The organism is Caulobacter sp. FG121 (assembly GCF_057809815.1).
On the sequence record NZ_JBMDKR010000001.1, the window covers coordinates 151,038 to 170,457 of the forward strand.

The window sequence follows — 19,420 nt, forward strand, 5'->3', positions numbered from 1 at the left end:
ACAGGATCAGACGCCAACTGCCTAAGCCGGCTCGGTCACCCTCGCCGCCGCGCCTTCGAGCCGCGCCTTTAGCGCCGCCAGCTGGTCCCACAGTTCCTTCGGCATACGATCGCCGAACTGCTCGTAGAACGCCGGGATCAGCGAGGCTTCCTCACGCCAGACATCGACGTCGACGGTCTTGAGCAGCTTGATCTGCGCCTCGGTCAGGCCCAGGCCCACGGTGTCGAGCGAACCCGGCGCCGGCACGCGGCCGATCGGCGAGTCAACGGCTTCGGCGTCGCCTTCCAGGCGGTCGAAGATCCACTTCAGCACGCGGCTGTTCTCGCCGTAGCCCGGCCAGACGAAGCGGCCGTCGGCGCCTTTGCGGAACCAGTTGACCATGAAGATGCGGGGCAGTTTGGCCGCGTCGGCCTTGCCGCCCACGTCCAGCCAGTGGCCGAAATAGTCGCCCATGTTGTAGCCGCAGAACGGCAGCATGGCGAACGGGTCGCGGCGCAGCTCGCCGACCTTGTTCTCGGCGGCGGCCGTGCCTTCGGAGGCGACGGTCGAGCCCATGAACACGCCGTGGGCCCAGTCGAACGCCTCGGTGACCAGCGGTACGGCGCTGGCGCGGCGGCCGCCGAACAGGATGGCGCTGATGGGCACGCCCTTCGGGTCATCCCATTCGTCAGCGATCACCGGGCACTGGCCGGCAGGCACCGTGAAGCGGGCGTTGGGATGGGCGGCGGGCTCCGGGCTCTCCGGCGTCCAGGGGCGACCACGCCAGTCGGTCAGGTGCGCGGGCTTCTCGTCGGTCAGGCCTTCCCACCAGACGTCGCCGTCGTCGGTCAGCGCCACGTTGGTGAAGACTGTGTTCTTGTGCAGCGCCTCGATGGCGTTGCGGTTGGTGCCCATGCCGGTGCCCGGCGCCACGCCGAAGAAGCCGGCTTCCGGGTTGATGGCATAGAGGCGGCCGTCGTCGCCGTAGCGCATCCAGCAGATGTCATCGCCGATCGTCTCGGCCTTCCAGCCGGGAATCGTCGGCTGCAGCATGGCCAGGTTGGTCTTGCCGCAGGCGCTCGGGAAGGCCGCCGCCACGAAGCGGACCGCGCCCTTGGGACTGGTCAGCTTCAGGATCAGCATATGCTCGGCCAGCCACCCCTCGTCGCGGGCCATCACACTGGCGATGCGCAGGGCGTAGCACTTCTTCCCGAGCAGGGCATTGCCGCCGTAGCCCGAGCCGTAGGACCAGATTTCGCGGCTTTCCGGATAGTGGACGATCCACTTGTCGTCATTGCAGGGCCACGGCACGTCGGCCTGACCGGGCGCGAGCGGCGCGCCCAGGGTGTGCACGGCGGGCACGAAGAAGCCGTCGTCGCCCATCATGTCGAGCGCCTGTTTGCCCATGCGGGTCATCACCCGCATCGAGATGGCGACATAGGCGCTGTCGGTGATCTCGACGCCGAGCGCGCTGATCGGTGAGCCGATCGGGCCCATGCAGAACGGCACGACATACATCGTCCGGCCGCGCATGCAGCCGTCGAACAGGCCGGCGAGCCGGTCACGCATCTCTTCCGGGTCGGCCCAGTTGTTGGTCGGGCCGGCGTCGATCTCGTTCTCGGAGCAGATGAAGGTGCGGCTCTCGACGCGGGCAACGTCGCGCGGGTCGGAGGCGGCATAGAAACTGTTGGGATGCTTGTCCGGATTCAGCCGCTTGAGCGTGCCCGCCTCGACCAGCCGGTCAGTCAGCAGCGTCCACTCTTCATCGGAGCCGTCGCACCAGTGAATGGCGTCAGGTTTGGTGAGCGCCGCGACGACCCGCACCCAGGCGAGCAGTCGCGCATGTTTGGTCGGAGCCTGAGCAAGGCTCTCCGCCGTGGTTTCGCCGCCCATCACCGGCGTCCTCCTATGTAACGGGCGTCGGTGAACAGGCCACTTGTCGTGGCTCTTGAACGACGCCTTGCGCGAGTTTCTCGGTAGCCGCCAAGGGGCCTGCGGGCAAGCTGAAAGCGACCGACGAGACCTTCCGACCAAGGACTTTGGGGGGGAATACCGCCGCCCCGCGATGCGTTGGTCGCCCCGGAGGGGAGCTTTTCCCTGCGTCACCCCGGCCCATGGGGATGAGCGTTGCGACCTCGGGCGGATAAGCACAGGATCGCCCGAAAAGTCCGGGGGAGTCGCATGCGTTGGGTCTGGAGAGGATCGCTGGCCGTTGTCGGGCTGGTCGTGGGCGCGGTCGTCACACTGGCGATCGCCAGCCTGGCGACGGGGCCACGCATGCCGCCGCTGACGCCCCTGATCGAAAAGGCCCGGGCCTATGACGTCGTCATCCGGCGCGACCGTTTCGGTGTGCCGCACATTCTCGGCAAGACTGACGCCGACGCCGCCTTCGGCCTCGCCTTCGCTCATGCGGAGGATGACTTCGAGACCATCCAGACCGTGGCTATGGCCACGCGCGGGACCCTGGCCGCCAGCGAGGGCGCAAAGGCCGCGGCGGGGGACTACATCGTCAACCTGCTCGGGGTCTGGCCGGCCATAAACTCACGCTATGACAAAGACTTGCCGGCGGATGTGAAAGCGGTTCTGCAAGCCTATGCCGACGGCGTGAATTACTACGCCGCCCGCAATCCGGGCAAGGTCACGCCGGGCCTGCTGCCTCTGACAGGCAAGGACATAGCCGCCGGGTTCGTGTTCAAGACGCCGTTCTTCTACGGCCTCGACGGCGAGCTGAAACGGCTGACCAACGCCACGGATGATGGCCTGCCGAAAGGCTCCAACGGGATCGCCGTGGCTCCGTCCCGTTCGTCCGACGGCGCGACCCGGCTGCTCGTCAACTCGCACCAGCCGTACACGGGCCCGGTGGCCTGGTACGAGGCCGTGGTCGAGAGCGGTGAAGGCTGGCACGTCGCCGGCGGCTTCTTCCCGGGCTCGCCGTTCATGCTGCACGGCCACAACGCCCACCTCGGCTGGGCCAATACGGTCAACAATCCGGATCTCGTCGACATCTATCGGCTGACCATCAATCCGGCGAACAAGGACGAGTATCGCCTCGACGGCAAATGGGTGCGGTTCGGCAAGGGCGTGGCGAAGCTGCGCATCAAGATCTGGGGCCCCTTCAGCTGGACGGTGAAGAAGGAGGTCCTGCGCTCGGTGCATGGCCCGGCGATGCGCACCAAGGGCGGCGTGGTCGCGATCCGCTACGCCGGCATGGATACCGTGCGCCAGCCGCTGCAGTACTGGCGGCTCGACAAGGCCGAAACGCTTGAGCAGTGGCAGGCGGCCATGGCCCTGCAGGCCCTGCCGAGCATCAACTACGTCTACGCCGACGAGAAGGGGAACATCGGCTACGTCTACAACGGCCTGTTCCCTAACCGGCGCGAAGGCGTCGACTGGTCGGGCGTCCTGCCCGGTGATCGTTCCGACCTGATCTGGAAGGGCTACCTGCCGTTCGACCGCGTTCCGCAGGTCTGGCAACCGAAGGGCGGACTGGTGTTCAACGCCAACAACACGCCCTTCCAGGCCACCGCCTTTGGCGACGGGCTCAACCCTTACGCCTTCAGCCCGACCATGGGCATCCAGACCAACATGACCAACCGCTCGCTACGCGAGGTCGAGACCTTCGCCGCCGACGACCAGATCACGCCGGAGGAGTTCAGGGCCTACAAGTTCGACGTGACCTACAGCCACCGCTCGGCCGTGGCGGCCTTCGTCGGCGAGTTGCTGGGCCTCGACCCCAAGGGCGACGCCGACATCGCCGCCGCCCAGGCGATCCTGGCGAAGTGGGACTACACAACGAAGGTGACCAGCCGTGGTGCGGCCCTGGCCATCCTGACGGTCCAGCCGGTGATCACCGCTCGCGACAGCCACGATCCCAAGGCGCCGACGGCCCGCCAGGCGCTGCTCGACACAATCAAGCTGCTGAAGACCCACTATGGCCGGCTGGATCCGGAATGGGGCCAGGTCAACCGCATCCGCCGCGGGACGGTCGATCTGCCCATCGACGGCGGTCCCGACACCCTGCGAGCGGTCTACGGCAAGCCCGGAGACGACGGCCGGCTGACGGCCCTGGCCGGCGACACCTTCATCATGTTCGTCTCCTGGGACAGGAATGGCGTGCTCTCCAGCCAGAGCATCCATCAGTTCGGCACGGCGACCCTCGATGCGACGGCGCCGCACTACGCCGATCAGACCCCCCTGTTCGCGGCAGAGCGGTTCAAGCCGGTGCTGTTCACCGAAGCCCAGCTCGCCGGCAACATCGTCGAGACCTATCGGCCGGGATTCCGCGCCCACTGACTCAGCCGGATATGCCGCCGAGCCACCTCCACTACCGGGAAGAGTAGACGCGTTATGCCACCTATGGTTTATTCTTTCCATGGATGCGCGCCGTGACACCCGCGCCCGAGCCAAGTCGTTGCGCAAGCGGATGTCCCTTCCAGAGGTCTTGCTGTGGCGAGAGCTCCGGCAGGACCGGTTCGAACGCCTGCGCTTCAGACGGCAGCACCCCTTGGGACCTTATGTGCTGGATTTCTACTGCGACGCCTACCGACTGGCGATCGAAGTCGACGGCGCGATGCACCACATCGCGGGCGCGCCGGAACGCGATGCGAGACGGGATCAATGGCTCTCGATGGCCAACGTCGAGGTGCTTCGCATACCGGCCCGGCTCGTATTGAAGGACATGACAGCCACGCTTGATACGATCCGGCGCCGCCTCGCCGAACTCAGCGCGTGCGGCAGCCCCTCCGGATGCTCCCCCCTGGGGGAGCTGTCACCGCGCAGCGGTGACTGAGGGGGTCACTCGGCTGCGACGAGACCCCCTCCGTCTCGGCTTCGCCGAGCCACCTCCCCCGGGGGGGAGGATCCGCTCGTGCGCGGGTCGTGAAAATGGACGTCCAGCCTGACGCGGGGTCATGGTTGCCTCGACGGGTGCGGAGCCTACGATCCAGTCGAAACACGGGAGAACAGGACATGGCGGACACCCATGAGGTGGTCATCGTCGGCGGCGGCGTCGGCGGGTCGGCGCTGGCGGCCAGTCTGGCCGCGGCCGGCGTCGATGTGCTGCTGCTGGAGCAGACCGACGTCTACCAGGACCGGGTCCGCGGCGAGTGGATCGCGCCCTGGGGTGTCGCCGAGGTCCGCCGCATGGGTCTGCTCGACACGCTGCGCGCGGCGGGCGGCCACTATGTCACCCGGCATGTCACCTACGACGAGAGCCGCACGCCGCAGGAGGCCGAGGCCGCCACCCTGCCCCTGGGCATCTTCGCGGCCGACATCCCGGGCCCGCTGACACTCGGCAATCCGCACCACTGCCAGACCCTGTTCGATGAAGCGACGCGACGCGGCGCGAAAACCCTGCGCGGGGCGATGGTGACGGCCATCACGCCGGGCGCCGATCCGTCGGTGACCTTCCTGCACAATGACGTCGAGCACACGGTTCATTGCCGACTGATTGTCGGCGCCGATGGCCGCGCTTCCGCCGTGCGCGAGGCCTGCGGCATCACGCTTCACCAGGACAAGCCACACCACTGGTTCGCCGGCATGCTGGTCGACCAGGCGCCCGACTGGCCCGATGATCTTCAGGCCATCGGCACGGAGGATGACTTCGGCTTTCTCGCCTTCCCGCAGGGCGACGGAAAGGTCCGGCTCTACGGCAGCTATGCGCTCGAGCAGAAGCGCCGGTTCGCGGGCCCGGACGGTCAGCGACTGTTTCTCGAGGCCTTCCGCGTCGACTGCAGCCCGGTCAACGAGACAATCGTCGCCGGGGCTCCGGCCGGACCGGTCCTGAGCTTCTTCAACAACGACACCTGGACCGACCAGCCGTTCACCGAAGGCGTGGTGCTGATCGGCGATGCCGCCGGCTGGAACGATCCGATCGTTGGACTGGGCCAGTCGATCACCTACCGCGACGCCCGCACGGTGCACGAGGTGCTGACGGGCGGCGCCGACTGGTCGCCCGCCGCCTTCGCCGACTATGCCGCCGAGCGCGCCGAACGCATGCGTCGGCTCCGGTTCTGCGCCGGCATCACCTCGGTTCTCGACGCCGAATTCGGCGCGGAAGCCAAGGCCCGCCGCCGGCGACACTTCGAACGCACCAGCGCCGACCCGAGTCTCGGCATGCACGGCTTCGCCGTCATGGCCGGCCCGGAGACCCTGCCCGCAGAGGTCTTCACGCCCGAACACCGCGCGCGCGTCCTGGAGACCACCTGATGGACATCGAAGACTTCAACCGCCGATGGCTGGCGGCGTGGACCGCAAAGGACGTCGAGGGCCTGATCGGCTTCTATGCGCCCGGCTGCACCTACAAGGACCCGCAGACGGCGGCCGGCATCGTCGGCCACGACGCCCTGCGTGGCTACCTGACCGGCCTGTTCGCCGCCACACCGCCCATGTCCTACGAGCCTGAAACGGTCTGGGCGATCGACAACGGCTTCTGTGGCCGGTGGTACTGCACGTTCGAGGGACCCGACGGCCCGACGCGGATGCGCGGCTTCGACCTTGTCGAATTCGACGGTGATCGCATCGGCTGGAACGAGGTCTACGTCCACCCCCTGCCCTGAAAGGATGGAACCGGCGTCGACGCCCGGGGTTTTCCGCCCGCATGGCCCGCCTGACCATCTTTCACGAGACACGCTACAGCTACCAGCGGCCGGTCCGTTTTGGACAGCACCGGTTCATGCTCCGTCCGCGCGACAGCCACGCCATCCGCGTCATCGAGGCGAAGCTGACGTTGTCCCCGCCGGGCAAGACCCGCTGGGTCTATGATGCGCTCGGCAACTGCGTTTGCCTGTTCTCGCCGGGCGCACCCGGGCGGACGCTGTCGATCATCAGCCGGCTGGTCATCGAACGCTTCCCGGCGCCGCTGACGCCGGACAACCCGCACACGGCCCTGCCGATCAGCTACGCCGCCGAAGACCGGCTGCTGCTCGCGCCCTTCATGACGCCGGCGACCAACGAGGACGATCCGCGCCTGGTGGCCTGGATGGCGGACCAGACAGGACGGCCTGGCGAACCCGCGCTGGATCGGCTCATGCGCATGACCGCGGCGATCCACGAAGCGTTCGACTACCAGGAACGCCACGTGGAAGGGGTTCAGTCCCCGGCGCGGACGCTCGCGCTGGGCAGCGGCGCCTGCCGTGATCTGGCCTGGCTGATGATCGAGACGCTGCGTCGGCAGGGCTACGCGGCGCGGTTCGTCAGCGGCTACATCAACGGCGGGGCCCGCAAGGGTGGCGGCACCACCCACGCCTGGGTGGAGGTTTTCCTGCCAGACCTTGGCTGGACCGAGTTCGATCCAACCAATGACCTGACCGAGTCCCCGGACCTGATCCGGGTGGCGGTCGCCCGCACGCCGGCCGAGGCCGCCCCGGTCAGTGGCTCGATCTTTGGAAATCCCGGCCCGTCGGAACTGGATGTCACCGTAACGGTTTCAGCTCTGGAGCCGGTCAACGGCGCCTGACGACCCGTAAGCGTACCAGGAGCCCTCTGATGACCAGCGGCTTTCAGCAACAGAAGCATCCCGCCGGCGCCTTTTCCCCGCCCCGGGTGGTCCCGACGGCTCAGCACGGCGGAAAGCCTGACAAGGGCTGCATCGGTCCTCTTTCAAAGCGGGTCATCACGCCTCGCGCAGGCCACTAGGCCCCACCGCACCGCAGCAACCCGATTCGAGCCGTCTATCTCGCGTGTAGCGGGTCCGGCAGGCTCGCTTGCCTCGCGAGCGGGCTTGTTTGTCGTGGCGCTGTAGTTAACGTGCGTTCAGGATTTGGTGGGGAGCTGCGCTTTCATGCGCGCGCGTACAGCCACGGCTGTGTTCACGATCACGGTGCTGGGAGCGATAGCTCTCGGGGCCGCGTCGAGCATGAGCGCCGCGACCGATGGCCTGTCCTCCGATTCCCTGATCGCCGGCGCGCGGATGGGCGACGCGTTCAGCGGCGCGACCCAGCGTCCCGTGGATGACCCCGACGCCCCTATCGCGACCGGCCGGTGGGCAGAGAACGTCGCGCCGGTGGAACTGGCCGGCGGCCCCGCACCCGTGTCGGTCGCGACGGCGCCCCCCGCCCCCGAACCGATCCAGCTGTCTCGTCCATCCGCGCGACCTGACGCCGGCCGCTTCGCGCTTCTTGAACCGGAGACGCCGGCGCCGGTCGCCTCATCGCTGAGCGTGCCGCTGGCCCGCATGGCCCTGGCGCCTTCGCCGGCGCCGCGGGCGGTCGCGCCGGAGCCGCGCATCAGCCTGACGGTCAGCAATCAGGATTTCTCCGCGCCGGGGTCTGGCCTCGACGTCACGTCCGCGGTCTTCAACGAGCCGCTGCTGTCCTTCCGTCCGTCGCGTTCGCCGCTCGACATCCGCAGGCTCGCGCTTCGGGTCGGCCCGACCAAGGCCGTCGGCAAGAAGGGCCGCTGGTTCGTCTTCGCCGCCGGATCCGGACAGGCGTTTGGCCTCAACTTGCTGAAGGATCCGCTGCGGGGCTGGAAGCCGGCCGGCTGGTCGGTCGAGCAGCTGGCCGAATTCGGCAAGGCGCAGCTCGGCATCGGCTGGCGCCAGGGGTCACGGCAGATCGCCGCGAGCGTCGCCCGACGTGACATCGGCGCCTATGGCATTTCCCGCGAGGATACGGTCGTCGGGGTCAGCTTCACCGTCAGCGGGAAGGCGGCCCCCAAGACCCGCTACGAACAGCGACTGCCGGCCGTCCACTAGGCCGCGTCGGCGGTAATTCGCCCCTCCCCGTCCGATTCCGTTTGAAGCACGAAGGTTCGCGGCGCTAACACCGGTGCGTGCCAGATCAAGAGCCCATTCTGGCGGCGTCCGATGCGCCGTCGCCGCACGCCCGTGACGTGCCGCGCATCGCCTATCTCGCTGTCGCCAGCGCGCTGTTCATGGAGTTCATCGACTCCACCGCCCTGTCGACCGCCCTGCCGACCCTGGCCCGCGCCTTCCACGCAGACCCGGTCCACCTGAAGCTCGCGCTGACCTCCTATATTCTGGCCCTGGCCGTGTTCGTGCCGATCAGCGGCTGGGCGGCGGAACGGTTCCAGCCGCGCCGGGTGTTCCTCGGCGCGATGATCGTCTTCCTCATCGGCTCGGCCCTGTGCGGCTTTTCGACCAGCCTTGGCGAACTGGTCGCGGCCCGGATCATTCAAGGCGCCGGCGGCGCGCTGATGACGCCGGTTGCGCGCCTGATCGTCGTGGGCTCAGCCCCCCGAAATGACCTGATCCGCGCCATGGGCTGGTTCACCATGCCAGCTCTTGCAGGCCCCTTGATCGGCCCGCCGCTGGCAGGCTTCGTGCTGTCGATCGCGGACTGGCCGTGGATCTTCTTCATCAACATTCCGATCGGCCTGCTGGGCATGATCGCGGTCCTGCGCTTCGTCCCGCGTCTGCCCAGCCTTTCGCCGGGGCCGTTCGACTGGAGCGGCTTCGCGCTCTCCGCGGCCGCGATTACCGGCATTGTCGTGGTGGCGGAGACCGGCGGCCTGAACCTGATCCCCTGGTGGGCGCAGATCGGCCTGATCGCCGCCTCGGTGGCAGCCGGCTGGGGCTACCTTCGGCTCGCGAAGGCCAAAATCCGGCCGATCCTCAATCTCGGCCTGCTGCGCTACCCGACGTTCCGGGCCAGCCTGCTGGGCGGCACCCTGATGCGGCTCGGCGTCGGCGCGGGGCCGTTTCTGATGCCTCTGCTGCTGCAGGTGGCGCTCGGCTGGACGCCGTTGCAGGCGGGCTCGGTGACGTTGGCGGGCGGCCTCGGCGTGTTCGTCTCCCGCCCGTTCGCCGCGCCGATGCTGCGCCGCTGGGGCTTTCGCGCGACGCTGCTGACGCTGGTCGCCCTGACGGCCATTCTGACGGCCATGCCCGGCTTCTTCCGCGAGGCCACACCCGTCTGGCTGATCATGATGTCGCTGGGCCTGTCGGGCTTCATGCGCTCCAGCCAGTTCATCGCCACCAACTCGATCGCCTTCGCCGACGTGCCGCAGAACGAGATCGCACAGGCCTCGACCCTGTCGGTGGTCGCCCAGCAGATCGGCCTCGCCCTTGGGGTCAGTTTCGGCGGCATGATGCTGCATCTGGCGCGCGGATCGGGCGGCGTGCTGACGCCGGACCGTTTCACCCTGCCCTATCTGGCGATCGGTGCGACGACCCTGCTGTCGGCGCTGGTCTACTACCGTCTCGACCGCAACGCCGGAGCGGCGATCAGCGGGGCGAAGTAGGCCTCAGGCGGCCTTTCTCGTCGCCTCCGCGCTGGCGATGCGCGCCTTGGCCATCTCGTCGGCGACCTCATGGGTCGGACGTTTCTCGGCCAGCGACCGATCAAGTATTTCGCCAAGGGTCGCCGTCAGGCGGGTCAGTTTGCCCTCGACCCAGGCCGGGTCGAACGCCGCGCCGGCCTCGATGGCGGCGATCTCGGCGGCGACGTTGATGATGCCGCCGCCGTTGATCACATAGTCGGGCGCATAGAGCATCCCGCGCTCGAACAGCAGCGCGCCGATCTCCGGCGAGGCCAGCTGGTTGTTGGCCGCGCCGGCGACGACCCGGCCCTTGATGCGGGAGAGCGTCTCGGCGTTGACCGCGCCGCCGAGCGCGCAGGGGGCGAACACGTCCGTCTCGACGTCAAAAATCGCAGCCGGCGGCACGATGGTCGCGCCGGTGCGGGCCGCGACCTGGGCCAGGGCCGCCTCGTTGACGTCGGTGATGATCAGCTCTGCGCCGGCGTCGGCCAGCTTCTTCGCCAGATAGGCGCCGACATGACCTACGCCCTGGATCGCGACGCGCACGCCCTTCAGGTCACGACCGTAGGCGCGCTCGACGCACAGCCGCACGCCGCGGAACACGCCCTCGGCCGTCACCGGGCTGGGATCGCCTGACGCAGCCGGGTGGCCCTCGAGGCCGGCGACGTAGCGGGTCTGCTTGCGGGCGCTCATCAGGTCGTCGGGCGAGACCCCTACATCCTCGGCCGTCCAGTATTTGCCGCCCAGACCATCCACGGCTCGGCCGAAGGCTTCGAACAGGGCCGGCGTCTTCTGGGTGCGGGCGTCGCCGATGATCACCGACTTGCCGCCGCCCAGCGGGATGTCGGCCATGGCATTCTTGAAAGACATGGCCCGCGACAGCCGCAGGGCGTCGGTCAGGGCTGCGTCGTCGGACTCATAGGGCCACATGCGGCAGCCGCCGGCGGCGGGGCCCCGGGCGGTGGAGTGAACGGCGATGATCGTCTTTAGGCCGGTCTTTTCGTCAAAGACGGCGTGTACGCCTTCGTGGTTCTCGAAGGCGGGATTATCGAAAACGGACATGCCGGGTTCCGGGCTGATGAGGGGGAATTCGTGCGCGCGGGTTTACGCGTCGTCAATCGGTCTCACAACCCAAAACGGTCGGTCAGGCGTGGGGTTTCAACGGCGGCGGGATCGGCGGGGCGCCGGACGGCAAAGGCGCGGCCGGGTCGAGAATGAAACTCCGGATGTCGGCAATGACCACCTCGCGCTGGAGATCACGGGTCAGCAGGTGCCAGCCGTGCGCATAGTAGGCCGTGCGGTCAGCCGCCTTCAGACGACTGGCCGCCCTGAACGCCGCCACCTTGGGAATGACCTCGTCATTGGCTCCGTAGAACCAGCCTACGGGCACGCGGATCCTGCCCGTCGACTCCCAGGCCGTCTGCATCAGGTCGACCAGGCCGTAGAGCGTGTCGTTGCGCGCGCCCCAGATCAGCATCGGGTCGCGCCCCATGGCCACCAGCTCTTCGTGGTTGTCGCTGGGATGAACCCGATCGACCACCCAGCCCGGCGGCCTGAGCACCGTCTCGCCCGCCAGATGGGCGGTGAACCACAGCGCGGTCCTGAACGGCAGCGGCTGGCTGGCCCAACCCCACACCGCCGGCGCCATCAGCACCAGCCGGTCGGCGGCCGGCGGCCGGTCCGACGCGAAAGCCGCGATCGCCACCGCGCCGCCCATGCTCTCGCCCGCCACGACCACCGTCGCCGTCGGGTGACGTTGCCGCAGCAGGCTGACGAACACCCTCAGGTCCTCGCACATCAAAGCCTCGCCGGCCCAAACGCGGCGTCCGGGAGACCGTCCGAACCCGCGCTGGTCAAAGGCGTAGGTGGCGATGCCGCTCTCGGCCCAGACCGGAGCCGCGAAATGGAAGGCGTTGGAATAATCGTTCATGCCGTGGAGCGCGGCGACCACGACCGACGGCTCGCCCTCCGGCAGCCAACGCTTGAGACCCATCCGTCCGCCGTCGAAGCTGACGAACGTGTCGTCCTCCAGCCGGGGTCCGCTGAATCCGAGCTCCGGGGCGCCGGCCATCTGCACCATGGGCGCGCAACCGGTCACGGCGGCGCTGGCGGCGAGCAGGAACAGGCGGCGGTTCATGGCTTCAGAATGCCCGGGCCCCTGTGGCGAAGAAAGGGCCGCTACGCGCCCGGCTCCGTCGCCGCCGGCGGCAATCGCAGGCGGTAGACGCCCTTGAAGCTGTCGGGGTCCGCCGGCTTGCCGTGGCGGGTGATGACCACCGTTCCGGCGCGCGCCATGCCCACGGCCGTAGACCGCACCTGCCCGAGGATCCGCTGCCAACGTTCCGGCTGGAGGATCTTGGCGACCTCGGACGGGTCGATGCTCTTGCCAGGCGGAAGGGCCTTCAGCAGGTCGAGAATGGCGTCTTCAATCGGAGAGGTCATGGCGAAACCCGCAACACGCCCTGTTCGCAACGGGCCGAGACGCCGCTATGAACGGCCCGCGAAAGGATAACAAGCATATGGACGGCGGAAACGAGGTCTCCAGCGGACCGCGACTGACCACGGAAGGGCCCTGGGCCGGCTGGCGCAGCTGGGACGGCGATCCGTTCGAGACGCAGTCGGGCCCCTACTACTTCCGCAGGGACGAGGACGGGACGACGCGTTGCGCCTTCCGCGCCGAGCGCAAGCACATGAACGGCGGCGGCTTCATGCACGGCGGCTGCATGATGACCTTCGCCGACTTCGCCCTGTTCGCGCTCGCGCATGAGCACCTCGAGGGGAGCCACGCCGTGACGGTCAGCCTGAACGGCGAGTTCGTCGGCCCGGCCCACGAAGGCGACCTGGTCGAGGCGACCGGCGAGGTGATCAAGGCCGGCAAGTCGATGGTCTTCATTCGCGGCCTGATCTCGACCGGCGGCGCGCCGATGATGACCTTCTCGGGCGTGATCAAGCGGGTCGCGCGGCGGCTCTGAGATGGCGCTCGAACCCGCCACGCCCGAGGACATTCCCGCGATCATGGCGATCGAGCGGGTTCCGGCCTATGCGCTGTTCATCGGCAGCTTCGAGGCCGACGAGCACGCCGCCCTAATGGCCTCGACCGACGCCTGCTACCTGGTCTGGCGCGAGGACGGCCGGCTGTTGGCCTTCGCCATTCTGCAGAAGCTCGACGACCCCAACCGGATCGTGCTGCTCAAGCGGATCGCGGCGGCGGAGACAGATGCCGGTCTGAGCGGTCGCCTGCTGCCGGCCGTCATCGACCATGTGTTCGAGGCCACCGACGCCAACCGCTTCGAACTGAACGTCAGTCACGTCAATCCGCGGGCCGAGCACATCTATCGCCGCGAAGGCTTCGTGCATGAGGGGACCGTGCGGGAGGTCTACTGGCGCGAGGGCGAGGGCTACTATTCATCGCACCTGTTCGCGATGCTCCGCCGGGAATGGGAGGCATTGCCGCGCCGCCGGATGACCGAGATTTAATGCAGGTGACACAAGCTTAACTGGGCTCGCGCTTCGACCTCGGCGACACCATCTCTCGTTCAAGAGGGATGATGATGAAGAACCTGCTCGTACTTGCGATCTCGGCGGCCAGCGCGCTCAGCGCCCTGTGGCTGCTGATCGCCGTGCCGACCGTGCACAGCCTGGCCTAGCGCCCTAGGGCGCCGCCACCACCGCCACAGAGAGCACCTGCCGCACGCCGCGATCCGGACGGGCGTCGGCGTCGATGACCAGCCGCAACGGCCCCTCATCGGCTGCCAGCGGTCCGGTCTTGAGCCGGTCAGCCAGGATGATCGGCCCGTCGCGGAAGCTTGGGTCGGTTTCGGCGATCGACAGCACCGCGCGATAGCCGTCCTTGCCGGTCACCACCACAAAGGCCTGCATCGGCTTGCCGTGCAGACGCGGGCCCTGCGGCACGCCGGCTTCGCGCAGCACCGCCGACAGGGTGACGCCCTGGTAGACGACCTTTCCGCCCAGACGAGCCTCGGCCCGCGGCAGCGCCGCCAGCGCTTCCGGCGACAGCACCGTGACCTTGCCTTCGGCGCTGGTCACGGTCAGCGACTGGGCCAGCGCGGCGACGGGCGCCAGAACCAGCGCCAAGGCGATCAGGACAGCGCGCATCATGCCGCCACCGTCCCGGCTTTCGCCGCGGGCCTGGCCAGCATGCCGGCGTACCAGCGCGTGACGTTGGCCATCTCCTCGGGGATCGCGAATTTTGCCATGCGCGAGAAGTCGATCGCCGTGGCGGCGAGGATGTCGGCCATCGTGATCCGGTCGGCCGCGATGAACGGGCTTTCGGCCAGCCGCCGGTCGAAGAACTTCAGCGTGCGCGTCGCGCCGGCGCGGTTGGTCTCGGCGATCTCGGGGATCTGCTTCTCCAGCGCCGCCAGCGCCGGATGGCTGTGGCGCACGGTCATCATCAGCGGCGTCGCGAGCATCATCTCGGTGCGGCGACACCACATCTCGATGATGGCCGTCTCCTTTGGGTCGCGGCCGAACATGTTCGGCTCTGGAAAGACGCTTTCGAGGTAACGGCAGATGGCCACCGACTCGGTGATCGCCGTCCCGTCGTCCATCTCCAGCATCGGCACGTTGGCGAGTCCGGCCTTGCCGACATAGTCCGGCTGCTTGTGCTCGCCGTTGAAGATGCTCACGTCGATGATCTCGACCTGATCTTCCGCGCCCTTCTCAGCCAGGAACCAGCGCACCCGACGCGGGTTCGGCGCCCGCAGGCTGTCATAGAGTTTCATGGTGCTTCCCGCCTTCTGCTATCAGCCGCCGAACAGCATCGCCGGCATCAGCCCGACCAGCGACGCGGTCAGGCAGGTGGCGAGGAAGCCGGCCAGCATGGCCTTCCACACCATGCCCATCACCTCGGCCCGCCGTGCCGGCACCAGCACGCTGTAGCCGGCGACATTGATGCCGACGGACGCGATGTTGGCGAAGCCGCACAGGGCGTAGGTCATGATCATCCGGCTGCGTTCGCTGAGGGCTTCGGCCGGCAGCGCGCTCATCTTGATGAAGGCGGTGAACTCGGTGAGCACCAGCTTGGTGCCCAGCAGCAGGCCGCCGGTCGGCGCCTCGCTCCACGGCAGGCCAAGCGCATAGGCCAGCGGCGCGAAGAGGGCGCCGAGGCCCCGCTCGATGCTCATCGGCTGCCCCCAGAGGGTGGGCAGCGCGGCGAGGATCTGGTCGGCCATCGCGATCAGGGCGACGAACACGATCAGGGTCGCGCCGACATTAAGAACGATGGTCAGACCGTCGCCGGTGCCCTTGATCAGGGCGTCGACGGAGCTGTCATAGCGCTTGTCCTCGGCCTCCATCAGGTCGTCCTTGGACTCCAACGGATCGGCCGGGATCAGGATCCGCGCCAGCAGCACGCCGGCAGGGGCGGAAATGATCGAGGCGGTCAGCACATGCGCCGCCGCGTCAGGCAGCACGCCTTTCAGGATCGTGGCGTAGGCCACCATGGTCGAACCGCTGACGCAGGCCATGCCGACGGAGATCAGCATGAACAGTTCCGACCGCGACAGTCGATCAAGATAGGCGCGGATGAAGATCGGTCCCTCGACCTGGCCCATGAAGATCGTCGCGGCAGTCGCCAGACCGATCGGCCCGCGCAGGCCGAGGATCTTCTGGAACATGAAGCCGAAGCCCTGGGTGATCCACTTGAGGATCCTCCAGTGCCAGAGCAGCGCCGACAGGGCGCAGACCACCAGGATCACCGGCATGACCTGGAAGGCGAAGATGAACACGCCGCCCGGCCCCGTCACCTGGAACGGCTGATCGCCGCCGGCGAGGAAGCCGAACACGAAGCTCGTTCCGGCTCGCGTCGCGGTCCCCAGACCTTCGACGGCTGCGCTTGCCCCCTGCAGCGCGCCCTGGGTGCCGGCGCTCAGCCAATAGAGCGGGTTGTAGACGTTCTGCGCGGCGTCCAGCCTCGGCAGGCCAAAGAGCAGCAAAACCAGCCCGACCTGGAGGATCAGCGAGCCGATCGTCAGCACGAACGGGAACCGCCCGCGGTTTTCCGACAACACCCAGCAGAGGCCGAGTACGAAGGCGACGCCTATCAGGCTCTGGGCGTTGGCAGGCTGGAACATGAACTCCCCCTTGGTCGCGAGTCCCCTGCCCGCGTCCAGTCGGCCGATTGACTACGAAGGAGCGCGACCGCGCAAGGGCCGGGCGTTCTGCCCGGCCCACGGCGCGTGATTACGCCGCGACGGCGGTCGTTGTCGCGGCCGTTCCGGCGGCGGAGTCGGCCGTGAGCTGACTGATCAGCTTGGCCAGCAGGCTGGCGGCGTCGTTGGAGAAGCCGGACTGACTGGCGCTTGTCGTTTGAAGCGAGGCGAGCAGTTCGGCCATGCTGACCTTGCCGTCGCCATTGGTGTCGAGCGGATCCTTCGACTTGGCGGCGGCATCGACATCCTTGCCGCCCGGGTGGCCATGCGGGGGCTTGGCGGCCTTGAACTCGTCGAGCGACAGCACGCCGTCGCCGTTCGTGTCGGCCTTGCTGACGAGGTTGGCCGCCATGGTCGCCGTATCGCTTCCGGACGGCCCGCCCGGAGGGGCGTGCGCGGCCATGTCGGAGGCAATTTCATCGGCGGTCAGGCTGCCGTCACCGTTGGAGTCCGCGCCCGAGAAGATTTCCTCGGCCCGGTTTTCCTGCAGGGACAATAAAGAGCCCATTGTTGCAGCGGCGAAATTCTGGCCGCCGCCCTCTCCGCCGCGCATTGGCCGCGCGGAGCCGGAACTGCCGGGCTGCGGCAGGTTCTGCCCTATCGACTGGAACTCATTGGCTGAAAGCTGACCGTCGGTGTTCAGGTCAGCCTTGGCGAACATCGCCTGCAGCTGCTGCTGCAGGGCCGATGAACCGCCTATGCTGGTTGGGGACATGTGAGGCCTCCTGTCAGGAGACGCCGGTCGCGGTATCCGCCGACGCCGCCCCGGAACGGCCCGGAGCGCCCTCACCCTTGCCAGACCCGTTCCGGGTCCGGTTTCGGCCACAAACCTGCTTACTTCCCGAGCAGTTCCTTCACCAGCGCGTCGCGGCCATAGACCTTGGACAAGGCTTCGGTGATGGCGGCGGTCGACACCACGACGGTCCGGTTGACCGTCCCGTCGTAGCCATAGGCGCCGGCGATGCTGTGGATGTTGCCGTCGAAGGCCGCCCCGATCACCTCGCCGCGGACGTTGATCACCGGCGAGCCTGAGTTGCCGCCGATGATGTCGTTGGTCGTGACGAAGTCGTAGACCGTGTCCGGATTCAGCCGGTCCTTCGCCGCCAGCCACCGCGGTGCGACGGCATAGGGATCCGAACCGGTCGCGCGTTTGAACAGGCCGCCGAAGGTGGTGAAGGGACCCACATCGCGCCCGCGCCATGACCAGCCGGCGACCTTGCCGTAGGACAGTCGCAGGGTGAACGTCGCGTCGGGATAGACGCTGGCGCCATAGACGGCGAACCGCGCCTTCGCGACCCTGGCGGCGGCGCGTTCCGTGGGGGCGGAGACGTCCAGCTCCCAGGCGGTGCGCGAGGCCCGGGCCGCGGCGTCGATGCTGAGGGCGTACTGGATCAGCGGATCACTGGAGGCCCGGATGGCGTCAAGGCCCCCGTCCCAAAGCGCCTTGCGCACCGCCGGGTCGCCCAGCTTCGTGCCGGACACAAGGCGCGCCGCCAGCGCCTGCGGGCTTTCCTTTCCGAGCAACACGTCAACGCTGGCCGGGTCAGCGACCAGATATTCACGCGACTTGAGCAGCCAGAACTCGAGGTAAAGCTGTTCGAGCTCCGGCTCGATCTTCGCCGGGGTCAGAACCCGTCGCTGGATCGCCGGAAGGCGGGTCTCGGAAAATTCGGGCAGCCGATCGCCCGGGGCCTTGGCCCGCTCCTCGGCGGCGCGGACGAGACTGCGGGCGTACTCGAACAGGCGCGAGCGGCCGCCGGCGTCAGCTTCAAACTGGCGATAGGGGGTGTAGTCGCGGGCGTAGGCCAGCTGGACGGCTTCCAGCTCGCTCCAGGGATCGCCGATCTGGGCGGCCAGGGCCGGATCGGCCGCGACCTTTGCCCGAAGCTCGGCCTCGGCCCGGCGCTTGCCGGCCATGAAGGCCGGGTCGTTCAGCGCCAACTGGCGGCCGTAGGCCACCTTGAAGCCGTTCTCGGTGCTGAAGATGGCGTCGGCCACGATCCGCTGGGCGTCAGGCCCCCGTCGGCCGAACTCAATCAGGCGGCCACGCAGTTCCGACCGCTGGAGCTGGGCCATCGGCACGCCGATGTCCCGCGCCGTCTCCAGCTGGCTCATGGTCAGCAGGCGCTCGGTCGAGCCCGGATTGCCCGAGACGAAGGTCACATCACCGGCCTTCGGCGCGGCCGGGTTCCACTTGAGGAAAACCGGCGTCTGCACAGGCTTGCCGTCCTCGTAGAGGCGCAGGAACGCCGAATCCATGTCGTACCGGGGGAAGTTGAAATTGTCGGGATCGCCGCCAAAGAAGGCCGTCGCGAACTCGGGCGCGAACACCAGACGCAGGTCGCTGTAGCGACGGTACCGGTACACGGCGTAACGGCCGCCCCGATAGAGGCTGACCGTCTGGCACCGGAAGCCCGTCGCCGCCTTGCAGGTGTCCGCCTCAGCGGCGACCGTCGCCGCATCCCGCGCCAGCCCATAGGCTTCGCCGGTCAGGCCGGCCGTCGCGGCGTTGATCCGGTCCGTCACGTCCGTGATCGCGACCAGCACCTCGCCCGTCATCCCGGGACAGGTTCGCTCCTCCGTGCGGGTCGCCGTGAGAAAGCCGTCCTTCAGATGATCCGACGCCGGATCGGACAGGGCGACCAGACAGCTGACCACGCAGTGGTTGTTGGTCAGGACCAGACCCTCTTTCGACACCACCGAGGCCGAGCAGCCCGGAATCCGGACCGACGCCGCCTGCACCCGGTCCAGCCAGGGCTGGTCGATCGTGACACCGTAGTCGGCCTTCAGCTTCGCGGCCGGAAAGGCGTCGAAGGTCCACATGCCCTCATCGGCTGTCGCGGCCGGGGCGATCGTGAAGCTGCTGAAAAGCGCGGCGGCGAGGGCGGCAAAGAAGGCGCGGTTCATTGAAAAACCTGTGAAAACGGGAACAAACGGGCGTCGGCCCATGGGAACTAGCGCGCGGTCGCCCCCGTGACCAGCATTTCGGGCAAGCCCTTACCCCGATTTAACTTGGCCGCGAGGCCGGTCCGGGACAGAACCGCAGC

At 68.0% G+C, this 19,420-nt stretch carries 19 protein-coding genes; 10 read left to right on the top strand and 9 right to left on the bottom strand.

Annotation, left to right across the window (positions count from 1 at the left end):
- Positions 1-21: 21 nt before the first annotated feature.
- A complete protein-coding gene (locus ACODSL_RS00785) occupies positions 22-1,872 on the bottom strand; it encodes a phosphoenolpyruvate carboxykinase (GTP) (RefSeq protein WP_488898717.1) in 1,851 nt (616 codons plus the stop codon).
- Positions 1,873-2,160: 288 nt separating this feature from the next.
- Here ACODSL_RS00785 and ACODSL_RS00790 point away from each other — a divergent pair, with 288 nt between their 5' ends.
- The 8 genes from ACODSL_RS00790 to ACODSL_RS00825 all read left to right on the top strand — a co-directional run bounded on the left by ACODSL_RS00790 (position 2,161) and on the right by ACODSL_RS00825 (position 10,182).
- Positions 2,161-4,272 (top strand): acylase, encoded by a 2,112-nt coding sequence (locus ACODSL_RS00790; RefSeq protein ID WP_488898718.1) that lies wholly within the window; start codon positions 2,161-2,163, stop codon positions 4,270-4,272.
- A gap of 79 nt (positions 4,273-4,351) precedes the next feature.
- Entirely contained in the window at positions 4,352-4,768 is a 417-nt protein-coding gene (locus tag ACODSL_RS00795) for an endonuclease domain-containing protein (protein WP_488898719.1), read from the top strand.
- 179 nt (positions 4,769-4,947) lie between these two features.
- Entirely contained in the window at positions 4,948-6,186 is a 1,239-nt protein-coding gene (locus tag ACODSL_RS00800) for an FAD-dependent oxidoreductase (protein WP_488898720.1), read from the top strand.
- Positions 6,186-6,536: a nuclear transport factor 2 family protein gene (locus ACODSL_RS00805; protein WP_488898721.1), complete on the top strand. Its 351-nt coding sequence runs from the start codon at positions 6,186-6,188 to the stop codon at positions 6,534-6,536. The genes ACODSL_RS00800 and ACODSL_RS00805 overlap by 1 nt, the downstream gene beginning before the upstream one ends.
- A gap of 41 nt (positions 6,537-6,577) precedes the next feature.
- Positions 6,578-7,435: a transglutaminase family protein gene (locus ACODSL_RS00810; RefSeq protein ID WP_488898722.1), complete on the top strand. Its 858-nt coding sequence runs from the start codon at positions 6,578-6,580 to the stop codon at positions 7,433-7,435.
- Positions 7,436-7,464: 29 nt separating this feature from the next.
- Complete coding sequence (locus ACODSL_RS00815; protein WP_488898723.1) at positions 7,465-7,614, top strand: hypothetical protein; 150 nt, start codon at positions 7,465-7,467, stop codon at positions 7,612-7,614.
- A 145-nt stretch (positions 7,615-7,759) separates the two neighbouring features.
- Complete coding sequence (locus tag ACODSL_RS00820; RefSeq protein WP_488898724.1) at positions 7,760-8,674, top strand: hypothetical protein; 915 nt, start codon at positions 7,760-7,762, stop codon at positions 8,672-8,674.
- 77 nt (positions 8,675-8,751) lie between these two features.
- Positions 8,752-10,182, top strand: coding sequence for an MFS transporter (locus ACODSL_RS00825; protein ID WP_488898725.1), 1,431 nt, complete (start codon positions 8,752-8,754; stop codon positions 10,180-10,182).
- 3 nt (positions 10,183-10,185) lie between these two features.
- On the opposite strand, the gene ACODSL_RS00830 is transcribed toward ACODSL_RS00825, so the two are convergent.
- From ACODSL_RS00830 to ACODSL_RS00840, 3 genes are all read right to left on the bottom strand, one after another.
- Entirely contained in the window at positions 10,186-11,262 is a 1,077-nt protein-coding gene (locus tag ACODSL_RS00830; protein WP_488898726.1) for a Glu/Leu/Phe/Val family dehydrogenase, read from the bottom strand.
- Positions 11,263-11,344: 82 nt separating this feature from the next.
- Positions 11,345-12,337, bottom strand: a complete 993-nt coding sequence (locus ACODSL_RS00835; protein ID WP_488898727.1) for an alpha/beta fold hydrolase — start codon at positions 12,335-12,337, stop codon at positions 11,345-11,347.
- A 41-nt stretch (positions 12,338-12,378) separates the two neighbouring features.
- Positions 12,379-12,642: a DUF3253 domain-containing protein gene (locus tag ACODSL_RS00840; RefSeq protein ID WP_488898728.1), complete on the bottom strand. Its 264-nt coding sequence runs from the start codon at positions 12,640-12,642 to the stop codon at positions 12,379-12,381.
- 77 nt (positions 12,643-12,719) lie between these two features.
- Here ACODSL_RS00840 and ACODSL_RS00845 point away from each other — a divergent pair, with 77 nt between their 5' ends.
- Both ACODSL_RS00845 and ACODSL_RS00850 read left to right on the top strand, forming a co-directional pair.
- Complete coding sequence (locus ACODSL_RS00845; RefSeq protein ID WP_488898729.1) at positions 12,720-13,172, top strand: PaaI family thioesterase; 453 nt, start codon at positions 12,720-12,722, stop codon at positions 13,170-13,172.
- Position 13,173: 1 nt separating this feature from the next.
- On the top strand, positions 13,174-13,677 hold the full coding sequence (locus ACODSL_RS00850; protein ID WP_488898730.1) for a GNAT family N-acetyltransferase: 504 nt from the start codon (positions 13,174-13,176) through the stop codon (positions 13,675-13,677).
- Positions 13,678-13,851: 174 nt separating this feature from the next.
- On the opposite strand, the gene ACODSL_RS00855 is transcribed toward ACODSL_RS00850, so the two are convergent.
- The 5 genes from ACODSL_RS00855 to ACODSL_RS00875 all read right to left on the bottom strand — a co-directional run bounded on the left by ACODSL_RS00855 (position 13,852) and on the right by ACODSL_RS00875 (position 19,280).
- Positions 13,852-14,319 carry a molybdopterin-dependent oxidoreductase gene (locus ACODSL_RS00855; RefSeq protein WP_488898731.1) on the bottom strand — a complete coding sequence of 156 codons (468 nt, stop codon included), beginning with the start codon at positions 14,317-14,319 and terminating at the stop codon, positions 13,852-13,854.
- The gene (locus ACODSL_RS00860) at positions 14,316-14,945 is read right to left on the bottom strand and encodes a glutathione S-transferase family protein (RefSeq protein ID WP_488898732.1); all 630 of its coding nucleotides are present in this window, start codon (positions 14,943-14,945) and stop codon (positions 14,316-14,318) included. The genes ACODSL_RS00855 and ACODSL_RS00860 overlap by 4 nt, the downstream gene beginning before the upstream one ends.
- Positions 14,946-14,966: 21 nt before the next feature.
- Positions 14,967-16,295 carry a NupC/NupG family nucleoside CNT transporter gene (locus ACODSL_RS00865; protein WP_488898733.1) on the bottom strand — a complete coding sequence of 443 codons (1,329 nt, stop codon included), beginning with the start codon at positions 16,293-16,295 and terminating at the stop codon, positions 14,967-14,969.
- A 109-nt stretch (positions 16,296-16,404) separates the two neighbouring features.
- On the bottom strand, positions 16,405-17,088 hold the full coding sequence (locus tag ACODSL_RS00870; protein WP_488898734.1) for an EF-hand domain-containing protein: 684 nt from the start codon (positions 17,086-17,088) through the stop codon (positions 16,405-16,407).
- A 119-nt stretch (positions 17,089-17,207) separates the two neighbouring features.
- Positions 17,208-19,280: a S46 family peptidase gene (locus ACODSL_RS00875; protein WP_488898735.1), complete on the bottom strand. Its 2,073-nt coding sequence runs from the start codon at positions 19,278-19,280 to the stop codon at positions 17,208-17,210.
- Between the last annotated feature and the right edge of the window lie 140 nt (positions 19,281-19,420).